10 protein-coding genes and 1 riboswitch are annotated in these 10,809 nt (G+C 69.4%); of the genes, 3 read left to right on the top strand and 7 right to left on the bottom strand.

Going from position 1 to position 10,809, the window contains the following annotated elements; all coding sequences use genetic code 11:
- Nucleotides 1-8: 8 nt before the first annotated feature.
- On the bottom strand, nt 9-929 hold the full coding sequence (locus tag E4P42_RS17780) for a diphosphate--fructose-6-phosphate 1-phosphotransferase (RefSeq protein WP_135127399.1): 921 nt from the start codon (nt 927-929) through the stop codon (nt 9-11).
- Between the two features lie 9 nt (nt 930-938).
- Nucleotides 939-2,138 carry an NADH:flavin oxidoreductase gene (locus E4P42_RS17775; protein WP_135127398.1) on the bottom strand — a complete coding sequence of 400 codons (1,200 nt, stop codon included), beginning with the start codon at nt 2,136-2,138 and terminating at the stop codon, nt 939-941.
- A gap of 41 nt (nt 2,139-2,179) precedes the next feature.
- Here E4P42_RS17775 and E4P42_RS17770 point away from each other — a divergent pair, with 41 nt between their 5' ends.
- Complete coding sequence (locus E4P42_RS17770) at nt 2,180-3,037, top strand: bifunctional methylenetetrahydrofolate dehydrogenase/methenyltetrahydrofolate cyclohydrolase (RefSeq protein WP_167759529.1); 858 nt, start codon at nt 2,180-2,182, stop codon at nt 3,035-3,037.
- Entirely contained in the window at nt 3,034-3,327 is a 294-nt protein-coding gene (locus E4P42_RS17765; protein WP_135127397.1) for a DUF3017 domain-containing protein, read from the top strand. Before E4P42_RS17770 ends, E4P42_RS17765 begins: the two co-directional genes overlap by 4 nt.
- Here the strand turns inward: E4P42_RS17765 and E4P42_RS17760 are convergent.
- From E4P42_RS17760 to E4P42_RS17745, 4 genes are read right to left on the bottom strand one after another with little or no spacing between them, the layout of a single operon-like run.
- Nucleotides 3,324-4,076: a ZIP family metal transporter gene (locus E4P42_RS17760; protein WP_135127396.1), complete on the bottom strand. Its 753-nt coding sequence runs from the start codon at nt 4,074-4,076 to the stop codon at nt 3,324-3,326. The genes E4P42_RS17765 and E4P42_RS17760 overlap by 4 nt on opposite strands.
- A 28-nt stretch (nt 4,077-4,104) precedes the next feature.
- A complete protein-coding gene (locus tag E4P42_RS17755; RefSeq protein WP_135127395.1) occupies nt 4,105-4,836 on the bottom strand; it encodes a class I SAM-dependent methyltransferase in 732 nt (243 codons plus the stop codon).
- Nucleotides 4,833-5,954, bottom strand: coding sequence for a homoserine O-acetyltransferase (locus E4P42_RS17750; protein ID WP_135127394.1), 1,122 nt, complete (start codon nt 5,952-5,954; stop codon nt 4,833-4,835). Before E4P42_RS17750 ends, E4P42_RS17755 begins: the two co-directional genes overlap by 4 nt.
- Nucleotides 5,955-5,979: 25 nt before the next feature.
- The gene (locus E4P42_RS17745; RefSeq protein ID WP_135127393.1) at nt 5,980-7,320 is read right to left on the bottom strand and encodes a bifunctional o-acetylhomoserine/o-acetylserine sulfhydrylase; all 1,341 of its coding nucleotides are present in this window, start codon (nt 7,318-7,320) and stop codon (nt 5,980-5,982) included.
- A gap of 39 nt (nt 7,321-7,359) precedes the next feature.
- A riboswitch (SAM riboswitch) is annotated at nt 7,360-7,479 on the bottom strand.
- A 193-nt stretch (nt 7,480-7,672) separates the two neighbouring features.
- On the opposite strand from E4P42_RS17745, the gene E4P42_RS17740 reads away from it, so the two are divergent.
- On the top strand, nt 7,673-9,913 hold the full coding sequence (locus tag E4P42_RS17740) for an NADP-dependent isocitrate dehydrogenase (RefSeq protein WP_135127392.1): 2,241 nt from the start codon (nt 7,673-7,675) through the stop codon (nt 9,911-9,913).
- On the opposite strand, the gene E4P42_RS17735 is transcribed toward E4P42_RS17740, so the two are convergent.
- Entirely contained in the window at nt 9,910-10,752 is an 843-nt protein-coding gene (locus E4P42_RS17735; protein ID WP_135127391.1) for an alpha/beta fold hydrolase, read from the bottom strand. The two genes, E4P42_RS17740 and E4P42_RS17735, sit on opposite strands and share 4 nt — an antisense overlap.
- Nucleotides 10,753-10,809 lie beyond the last annotated feature (57 nt).

The following is a 10,809-nucleotide window of genomic DNA, read 5'->3' as shown; positions in this document are numbered from 1 at the left end:
GTCGGTGTTCAGGCGGTGTCGGCGGGTCCTGACCGCGCTTCGGCCAGACCGGGCACGGCGGAGGCGGGGTAGCGGTCGGTGGGCTCCCACACATCCCATGTCTGCACCGCCCAGAAGACAGCGAACTCGAGGATGAGCAGCACCTCGACAATGAAGACCCCGAACTCGACGTCTGCGAGCAGGAAGATCACGGCCACCACCACGGTGGCGAGCATCAGGGTGGCGAGCGCCGCGTAGAACCGGGCGAGCCGGTGCCGGGCGGCGGCGCGGGCGTAGCAGGCGTGATAGACCGCGACCAGCACGATGGCCAGGAACATCGCGACCGCCGCGATGACGTGCGCCCGGTCCAGGAACCAATCCCACAGCGAGAGCACCGCACCGCCGATGACGATCCCGAGCAACGCTGAGGGCAGCCATCTCTCGATGCGCAGCAGCACCGCGGCCACCCGCTTCCACACCGTTGCCGCGGCCGCGCAGGTCTCGGCCTCCGCGGTCGGCAGCGGCTGCGGGTGGCGCCACCGCTGCAGCGCCAGGTACATCGCGGTTCCGGCGGCGGCCGCGACCAGCAGCGCGGCGGCGTTGTTGCCGACGCCGCCGAACGGATCGTCGACCGTCGGCAGCCACGGCTGGCAGAGGCCCACCGAGTCGGTCGGGATCAGCGCGACGATGAAGGCCAGGTATCCGGAGAAGTTCAGCAGCGCGTCCTCACCGACGCGGCTGCCGCGGTAGGCGATCAGGCAGATGCCGATCGCGCACAGTGCGGCGACGAGCACCGCGTGGGTGCGGGTGTAGAAGAATGCGCTGATCGAACTCTGCAGGCAGGTCTGCACCCAGGTCAGCGCGACCGACACCAGCAGGAACACCACCAGCGCGACCAGCCCCACCCGTACGTAGCGGTAGGTGACCATGGCGTCGTCGGCCGCGGCCATGGCGCCGGCTCAGACCGGGATCGAGTCGGGGGCCCCGGTGACCACACAGTGGGTGTGGCGGTAGATCGTCGGCATGCACCGGTTGCAGTGCGTGCACGCCGAGCGGGTGGCGCTGTCGGCCTGGATGCGCGTGAGCAGGTCGGGCTCGGCCAGCAGCGCGCGGCCCATCGCGACGAAGTCGAATCCCTCGGCCATCGCGCGGTCCATGGTGTCGCGGTTGGTGATGCCGCCCAGCAGGATCAGCGGCAGTTTCAGCTCGGCGCGGAACTGGCGCGCCTCGCGTAGCAAGTAGGCCTCGCGGTAGGGGTACTCGCGCAGGAACTTGTGGCCGGTCATCCGGATGCCCCACCGCAGCGGGGGTTTGAACGCGCCGGCGAACTCCTTGACCGGGGCGTCGCCGCGGAACAGGTACATCGGGTTGACCAGCGAGCTGCCCGCGGTCAGCTCGATCGCGTCGAGCCCGCCGTCCTCCTCGAGCCATTTGGCCGTCTGCAGCGCCTCCTCGACCGAGATGCCGCCGCGGACACCGTCGGACATGTTGAGTTTCGCGGTGACCGCTATCGGCGTGCCGGCCTGCTCCACCGCCCGGCGCACCGCGAGCACGGTGCCGCGCGCCACCTTGGCGCGGTTGGCCAGCGATCCGCCGAATTCGTCGGTGCGGCGGTTGAGCAGCGGGCTGAGGAACGAGCTGGCCAGATAGTTGTGGCCGAGATGGATCTCCACGGCGTCGAAGCCGGCCTCGATGGCCAACCGGGCGGCGTTGGCGTGCGCGTCCATCACTTCGCGGATGTCGTCGCGGGTCGCCTTCTTCGCGAACCGCATCGACATCGGGTTGAAGAACCGCACCGGCGCGAGCGCCCTGGCCTTGTTCGTGCGGGCGTTGGCGACCGGGCCGGCGTGCCCGATCTGCGCGCTGATCGCCGCGCCCTCGGCGTGCACCGCGTCGGTGAGGCGGCGCAGCCCGGGCAGCGCCTCGGGCCGCATCCACAGCTGCCACCCGTCGGTGCGCCCGCCCGGCGACACCGCGCAGTACGCGACCGTCGTCATGCCGACGCCGCCGGCCGCAGGGAGCCGGTGGTAGTGGATGAGATCGTCGGTGACCAGTGCGTTCGGGGTCGACGCCTCGAACGTGGCCGCCTTGATGATGCGGTTGCGCAACGTCACCGGGCCGAGCTTGGCCGGGGTGAACACATCTGGCGCGGTGTTCATAGGTGCTGAGCCTGCCACACGCCCATGACAGACTGGCCGATGTGGGTGCGAAAACGCTTGACGGGAAAGCCACGCGTGACGAGATCTTCGTCGACCTGACCCAGCGGGTCGCCGCGCTCACCGAACAGGGGCGCACACCGGGCCTGGGCACGGTGCTGGTGGGCGACGATCCGGGGTCGCAGGCATACGTGCGCGGCAAGCACGCCGACTGCGCGAAGGTCGGCATCACCTCGATCCGCCGCGACCTGCCCGCCGACATCAGTCAGGCCAAGCTCGACGAGACCATCGACGAGCTCAACGCCAACCCCGAGTGCACCGGGTACATCGTGCAGCTGCCGCTGCCCAAGCACCTGGACGAGAACGCCGCGCTCGAGCGCATCGACCCCGGCAAGGACGCCGATGGGCTGCACCCGACGAACCTGGGCCGGCTGGTACTCAACGAGCCCGCGCCGCTGCCGTGCACCCCGCGCGGCATCGTGCACCTGCTGCGCCGCTTCGAGGTGGAGATCGCCGGCGCGCACGTCGTGGTGATCGGCCGCGGCGTCACGGTCGGCCGCCCGCTGGGCCTGCTGCTGACCCGCCGGTCGGAGAACGCCACGGTCACGCTGTGCCACACCGCGACCCGGCACCTGCCGCAACTCACCCGGGACGCCGACATCATCGTCGCCGCCGCCGGGGTGCCGCACATGGTGACCGCCGAGATGGTCCGTCCGGGCGCCGCGGTCGTCGATGTCGGGGTCAGCCGAGACGACGCGGGCAAGCTCGTCGGCGACGTCGCCCCCGATGTCTGGGAGGTGGCCGGGCACGTCTCGCCCAACCCCGGCGGGGTGGGGCCGCTGACCCGGGCCTTCCTGCTGACCAACGTCGTCGAACGCGCCGAGGCCCTCGCCCGCGCGTGACGCCCCGGGAGTTCGCCCGCAAGGTGTTCGCGGGTCAGTGGCCGATACTGGTGGTCGGTTCGGTGTTCGTCGCCGCGTTCGTGCTGGTGGTCGCCGGCTATTGGCGGCGTGGGGCGCTCGTGATGGCGGTCGGTGTCGGGACCGCGGCGGCGCTGCGGCTGGCCCTGACCGACGATCGCGCCGGCCTGCTCGCCGTCCGCAGCAAGGGCATCGACTTCGTCACCACCGCGACGGTCAGCGCGACGATGTTCTACGTCGCGTGGACCATCGACCCACTGGGCACCAGCTAGCTCATCCGCTCGATCGCGAATGCGGTGAGGAACCCGAACGTGGTGATCAACCCGGTGAACACATGGGTCTCGGAGAACGCCTCGGGCACCATCGTGTCGGCGATCATCGCCAGGATCGCGCCGGCGGCGACGGCGGTGATGACCGCGATCAGCGCCGGTGACGCGCCGTCGAGCAGCAGGTAACCCAGCATCGCCGCGATCCCGCTGATCACGGCGATCCCGCCCCACACGCCGAATACGTACCTGGCGCCGCGGCCGGCCTGCTTCATCCCGGCCGCGCTGGACAACCCCTCGGGCAGGTTGGAGATGAACACCGCGGCCAGCACCGGCAGGCCGACGCCCTGACCGCCGATCAGCGAGATGCCGAGCACCACCGATTCGGGCACACCGTCGAGCAGGGCCCCGATCGCGATGGCCGCACCGCTGCCGCCGGCCTGCGCCTCCGACGGTTGCCTGCCGTGGGACCGCTTGCGGTGCCGGGCGCCGTAGCGGTCCAGCACGATGTTCGCGCCGACATAGGCGACGGCGCCGCCGACGAAGCCGATCGCGGTGGCGGCGAGGCCACCGGTGCGCTCGGCCTCGTCCATCAGGTCGAAGGCGAGCGCGGAGATCAGCACCCCGGCGCCGAACGCCATCACCGCGGCGACCACCCGTGTGGGGACGCGCACGGCCCAACCGACCAGTGCACCGATCACCAGCGCCGCGCCGGCGAGCAATCCCCAGCCGCCGGCCGCCAGCCACCCCGGCATGCTCAGGTCGCCCCGCGTCCGGCGGCCGTCAGCTCAGCCTCGCCCGGATGCAGACTGTCACGTACGGCAACGCCAACCCCGTCGCGTTGGCCAGCGCAGGATGGGTGGCCAGCAGCTCGCGCACCTGATCCAACGTGCGGGTGCGGACCTCGGCGGGGGAGGTGATGCAGTAGCTGCGCGAGGCCACCAGGTCGATGAGCGCCTGCGGTGTCAGATAGTTCGTCCATTCGACGTGGTGGCGCGCCACATCGGTGAACGGCGCGGGCAGCGACACCGCATCGGTGAAGGGGTCGTTCTCGTGGCCGATGATGTCGCCCAGTTCCTTGACCCACCCCAGCCGTTCGTCGCGGGTGTTCCACACCAGCCCGAGCCGTCCGCCGGGCCGCAGGACGCGTGCGATCTCCGCGACCGCCCGGTCGGTGTCGAACCAGTGCCAGGCCTGGGCCACCAGCACCGCGTCGACGCTGTCGTCGGCCAGCGGGATCTCCTCGGCGGTGCCGAGCAGCGCCGGGGTGTCGGGCAGTGACCGGGTGAGCACCTCGAGCATCTCGGGGATCGGGTCGACCGCGACCACGTCGAGGCCGCGTTCCACCAGCCGGGTGGTCAGCTTGCCGGTGCCGGCGCCCAGGTCCAGCACGGTGCCCGCACCCGCGGGCAGCAGCCAGTCGATCGCCTCGGGTGGATAGGACGGCCGGCCCCGCTCATAGGCGGCGGCCTGCGCGCCGAACGACAGCGACGGGTGCGCCGGGGACGGCCTCACCGCGCCGCCAGCTCCAGCGTGCGGCGCAGGAGTTTGCCGATCGCCTCGGTCTCCACCAGGAAGCCGTCGTGGCCGTAGAGCGAGTCCACGACCTCGAGGCCGGCGCAGCCGCCGAGCAGCTCGGCCAACTCTTCCTGCAGCCGCAGCGGGTAGAGCCGATCGGAAGTGATGCCGCCGACGATCGTCGGGACCCGGCAGCTCGCCAGCGCGGCCCGGATGCCGCCACGACCGCGGCCGACATCATGGCTGGACAGGGCGTCGGTGAGCACCACGTAGGTGCCCGGATCGAACCGCTCGACCAATTTGGCGCCCTGGTATTCGAGGTAGCTCTGCACCGCGAAGCGCCCGCCGTCGGCCGGGTCCTCGGCGCCCTGGGCGTCGTTGCCGAAGCGGTCGTCGAGTTCGAGTTCGCCGCGGTAGGTCAGGTGGGCGAAGCGGCGGGCGATCTCCATCCCGGTGTAGGGGGCACGCCCGGTGTCGTAGTAGTCGCCGCCGCACCAGTCCGGGTCGGCCTTGATCGCGGCGACCTGGGTGCTCTGGGTGCCGATCTGGTCGGCGGTGGCGCGGGCGCCGACGGCCAGCACCAGCGCTGCGCGCACGGTGTCCGGGTGGCCGACGATCCACTCGAGGGCGCGGGCGCCGCCCATCGAGCCGCCGACCACCGCGGCCACCTCGGTGATACCGAGTGCGGCGAGTGCGGCGAGGTCGGCGTTGACCTGATCGCGGATGGTGATCGCGGGGAACCGCGACCCCCACGGCCTGCCGTCGGGGGCGATGGAGGCGGGACCGGTGGAGCCGCGGCACCCGCCGAGCACATTGGTCGACACCACGCACCACCGGTCGGTGTCGATCGGTGCGCCGGGTCCGGCGACGCCGTCCCACCACCCGGGCGTCGGATGGTCGGGTCCGGCGGGGCCGGTGATGTGGGAGTCGCCGGTCAGTGCGTGCAGCACCATGACCACGTTGTCGCGGGTGGGGGACAGGTCCCCCCACCGCTGCACGGCGATCGACACGTCGTCGAGGACGACGCCGCTTTCCAGGGTCAGGGGGCCGATGTCGACCACCCCGGTCTCGCCCTCGGCGGGCAACGCTGTGATGGACACGTCGGAGATCGTCACGTCTTCTTCCTCGAAACTGTGCTGCCTAGAACGACGCCACCGCGTGGGGGTCGGTCGTCGAGGCGCGGACCCGGGCAGCGGCGGCGAAGCCCTGCTCGAGGTCGGCCAGGATGTCGTCGATGCCCTCGATGCCGACCGCAAGCCGGACCAGGCCGGGAGTCACGCCGGTGGCGAGTTGCTCCTCGGGGCTGAGCTGGGCATGCGTGGTCGAGGCGGGATGGATCACCAGCGAGCGCACGTCGCCGATGTTGGCGACATGGCTGTGCAGCGTCAGCGCGTTGACGAAGGCCTTGCCGGCCTCGACGCCGCCGGACAGTTCGAAGGCCAGCACGGCACCGGTTCCTCTGGGCGCCAACTGTTTTCCGCGTTCGAACCACGGTGAGGTGGGCAGCCCGGCGTAGTTCACCGATTCGACGTCGGCGTGCCCGGCGAGGTACTCCGCGACGCGCTGCGCGTTGGCGACGTGGCGCTCCATCCGCAGGCTCAGGGTCTCGAGGCCCTGGGCGATGAGGAACGCGTTAAACGGCGACGCCGCCGAACCGAGGTCACGCAGCAACTGGACGCGGGCCTTCAGCGCGTACGCCGGCGCGCCGAGGTCGGCGAACACCACGCCGTGATAGCTCGGGTCCGGGGTGGTGAAACCGGGGAAGTGGCCGTTGGTCCAGTCGAAGGTGCCGCCGTCGACGATGACACCGGCGATCGCGTTGCCGTGCCCGCCGAGATACTTGGTGGCCGAGTGCACGACGATGTCGGCGCCGTGGGCCAGCGGCTGGATCAGGTACGGCGTGGCGATGGTGTTGTCGACGATCAGCGGCACGCCCGCATCGTGGGCGACGGCCGAAACGCCGGGGATGTCGAGCACGTCGATCTGCGGGTTGGAGATCGACTCGGCGAAGAACGCCTTGGTGTTCGGGCGCACCGCGGACCGCCACGACTCGAGGTCGTCGGCGTCCTCGACGAAGCTCACCTCGATGCCCATCTTCGGTAGCGAGTAGTGGAAGAGGTTGTAGGTGCCGCCGTAGAGCCGGGGGGACGACACGACATGATCTCCGACGCCGGCGATGTTCAGGATCGAGAACGTCTCCGCCGCCTGCCCGGACGCCAGGAACAGCGCGGCGACGCCGCCCTCCAGCGCGGCGATGCGCTGCTCGACGACGTCGGTCGTCGGGTTCATGATCCGGGTGTAGATGTTGCCCGGCTCGGCCAGGCCGAACAGCGCCGCGGCGTGGTCGGTGTCGCGGAACGTGTAGCTGGTGGTCTGGTAGATCGGCAGAGCCCTAGCGTTGGTGGCCGCATCGGGCGACTGGCCGGCGTGCACCTGCTTGGTCTCGAACGCCCAGTGGGACACGACGTCGGGATCAGTCATCGACACTCCTCCGTGAAACAGGGGGCCCGTTTCACGGCGGACCCGCGCTTGCCTTATAGCCGTGTGCGGCTACTCAACCTGGTCATCACCCGGGGCACCCCACCGCGGTTGGAGGGTTGCCGGCCAGCAAGCCGGGGCTTGTCGCTGGCGCTCATGACCGGAACAGAGCTTAACGCACCGCCGACGGGAGGTGCCACCAGGAGAAGCTACTGGTCAGTAGCCAACGCTGGCCGTCCACCCGTCTCGGCAGGCTTGTAATCTGGCCGCGAGGCATCCACATGAGCGCACTGGGCCGCCGACAACGCGGAGCTGCTTCGATTTCTGACCGATACCGACTCCGGGAGAACACGACATGAGCGCCGAGCAGCCGACCATCTTCTACACCCTGACCGACGAGGCGCCTCTGCTGGCGACCTACGCGTTCCTCCCGGTCGTGCGGGCCTTCGCCGGCGCCGCGGGCATCGACGTCAAGACCGCCGACATCTCGGTGGCCGCGCGCATCCTCGCCGAGTTCAGCGACCGGCTCACCGAGGACCAGCGCGTGCCGGATGCGCTGGGCGAGCTCGGCGAGCTGACGCAGTTCCCGGAGACCAACATCATCAAGCTGCCCAACATCAGCGCCTCGGTGCCGCAGTTGCTGGCCGCGATCAAGGAGCTCAGGGAAAAGGGCTACGACCTGCCGGACTACCCGGGGGATCCGAAGACCGACGACGAGAAGGCGATCAAGGAGCGCTACGCCAAGGTGCTCGGCAGCGCGGTGAATCCCGTGCTGCGCGAAGGTAACTCGGATCGCCGCGCCCCCAAGGCCGTCAAGGAGTACGCGCGTAAGCACCCGCACAGCATGGGCGAGTGGTCGCAGGCCTCGCGCACCCATGTCGCGACGATGAAGCACGGCGACTTCTACCACGGCGAGAAGTCGATGACCATCGACAACGACCGCACGGTCAAGATGGTGCTGACCACCAAGAGCGGCGAGGAGATCGTGCTCAAGCCCGAGGTGAAGTTGGACGCCGGCGACATCATCGACTCGATGTTCATGAGCCGCAAGGCGCTCTGCGAGTTCTTCGAAGAGCAGATCGAGGACGCCTACAAGACCGGTGTGATGTTCTCGCTGCACGTCAAGGCGACGATGATGAAGGTCAGCCACCCCATCGTGTTCGGGCATGCGGTGAAGGTCTTCTACAAGGAGGCGTTCGCCAAGCATCAGCAGGTGCTCGACGAACTCGGGGTCAACGTCAACAACGGCATGTCGGACCTCTACTCCAAGATCGAGTCGTTGCCGGCGTCGCAGCGCGAAGAGATCATCCGCGACATCCACGCCGTCCACGAACACCGTCCCGAGCTGGCGATGGTCGACTCGGCGCGCGGTATCACGAACTTCCATTCGCCGTCCGACGTCATCGTCGACGCCTCGATGCCCGCGATGATCCGCGCCGGCGGCAAGATGTACGGCGCCGACGGCAAGCTCAAGGACACCAAGGCGGTCAACCCGGAGTCGACGTTCTCCCGCATCTACCAGGAGATGGTCAACTTCTGTAAGACCCACGGCCAGTTCGACCCGACCACGATGGGCACCGTGCCCAACGTCGGCCTGATGGCCCAGCGCGCCGAGGAGTACGGCAGCCACGACAAGACGTTCGAGATTCCCGAGGACGGGGTCGCCAACATCGTCGACATCGACACCGGTGAGGTGCTGTTGACCCAGAACGTCGAAACCGGCGACATCTGGCGTATGCCGATCGTCAAGGACGCCGCGATCCGCGACTGGGTCAAGCTGGCCGTCAACCGGGCGCGGGCCTCGGGCATGACCGCGGTGTTCTGGCTGGACACCGAGCGGCCGCACGAGGCCGAACTGCGTAAGAAGGTCAAGGCCTACCTCAAAGACCACGACACCGAGGGTCTGGAGATTCAGATTATGCCGCAGGTGTGGGCGATGCGGTACACGCTGGAGCGGGTGATCCGCGGGCAGGACACCATCGCCGTGACCGGCAACATCCTGCGCGACTACCTCACCGATCTGTTCCCGATCCTGGAGCTGGGCACCAGCGCCAAGATGCTGTCGATCGTGCCGCTGATGGCCGGTGGCGGCATGTACGAGACCGGCGCCGGCGGGTCGGCCCCCAAACACGTCCACCAGCTGGTCGAGGAGAACCACCTGCGCTGGGACTCCCTCGGTGAGTTCCTGGCGCTGGGCGCGAGCTTCGAGGACATGGGCGCCAAGGCCGGCAACAAGCGCGCCGAGGTGCTCGGCAAGACGATGGACGCGGCGATCGGCAAGCTGCTCGACAACAACAAGAGCCCGTCACGCAAAGCCGGTGAACTCGACAACCGCGGTAGCCAGTTCTACCTGACCATGTACTGGGCCCAGGCGCTCGCCGAACAGACCGAGGACCCAGACCTGGCCGAGCACTTCAAGCCGTTGGCCAAGAAGCTGGCCGAGAACGAGGACACGATCGTCGCCGAACTCAACGAGGTGCAGGGGGAGGCCGTCGACATCGGCGGTTACTACTACCCGGACCGCGAGAAGACGACCGCAGTGATGCGGCCCAGCAAGACGCTCAACGAGGCGCTGGAGTCGGCGCAGAAGGCCTAACCCGCGGGCGGTACGGCCCGGCCCGCGGCGGGGCCGGCGTGCTCGTCGACGAAGTCGACGACGAGGTTCGCGATGAGCTCAGGCGCCTCGAACATCGGGATGTGCCCGACGCCGTCGAGGTGGGTCACCTTGGTGTCGTCGGGCAGGGAGTCGGTGAAGTGCCGGGTGAACCGCGGATGCGGCAGCACCCGGTCCTTCTCGCAGATCACCAGGTGGGTGGGGGAACGGCCCTCGGCCAGTTCCAGCAGCCCGGGCAGGGTCAGCGACTTCACCAGCAGCTGGTAGTACGCCGGGCAGTGCGACACGTCGTCGATGATGTCGGCGACGTCCTCGTCGGACAGCCCGTCCACGGTGGCGCTGACCGCCGGGTAGGTCAGGTACCGGGTGATCGGCAGTTTGAGCACCCGCTCCTTGAGCAGAAGGGCCACCAGCCAGATCGGCAGGCCGGCGAGGAACTTGGCGACGATCTCGAACTTGGCCGGCGTGAAGTGCCGCCAGCCGCCGGCGGGCGCGATGCCGGTCAGGGTGCGAGCGCGGCCGCGGCGCTCGAGTTCGAACGCCACCCAGCCGCCCAGCGAGTTGCCGACGATGTGCGCGGTGTCCCAGCCCAGGTCTTCCATCCGGCGCTCGACGTCGTCGGCCAGCGAGCCGCTGTCCAGGAAGAACGGGCCCTTACGGCCGCCGTTGTGCCCGAGCATGGTCGGCGCGTACACCTCGTAGCGGCCGGTGTCGGCGATCACCGGCGCGACCTTCTTCCACACGTTCTGCGACATCATGAACGGGTGCAGCAGCAGCATCGGCTCGCCGGATCCGGCGTGGATCGGTGCGCGTTCGGTCATGCTGCCCGACATTAAGGTGATACCGGCGGTACCGCAAGGTCGGCCGGTCGAGGGGGC

This window comes from Mycobacterium sp. PS03-16 (genome assembly GCF_004570325.1).
Classification (GTDB): Bacteria; Actinomycetota; Actinomycetes; order Mycobacteriales; family Mycobacteriaceae; genus Mycobacterium.
This window is presented reverse-complemented; position numbering and strand designations above follow the sequence as displayed.

Coding starts and splice junctions, on each gene's coding strand:
- E4P42_RS17780 (WP_135127399.1), bottom strand. CDS start 929: ATGGCCGCGGCCGACGACGCCATGGTCACCTACCGCTACGTACGGGTG.
- E4P42_RS17775 (WP_135127398.1), bottom strand. CDS start 2,138: ATGAACACCGCGCCAGATGTGTTCACCCCGGCCAAGCTCGGCCCGGTG.
- E4P42_RS17760 (WP_135127396.1), bottom strand. CDS start 4,076: ATGCCGGGGTGGCTGGCGGCCGGCGGCTGGGGATTGCTCGCCGGCGCG.
- E4P42_RS17745 (WP_135127393.1), bottom strand. CDS start 7,320: ATGACTGATCCCGACGTCGTGTCCCACTGGGCGTTCGAGACCAAGCAG.
- E4P42_RS17740 (WP_135127392.1), top strand. CDS start 7,673: ATGAGCGCCGAGCAGCCGACCATCTTCTACACCCTGACCGACGAGGCG.
- E4P42_RS17735 (WP_135127391.1), bottom strand. CDS start 10,752: ATGACCGAACGCGCACCGATCCACGCCGGATCCGGCGAGCCGATGCTG.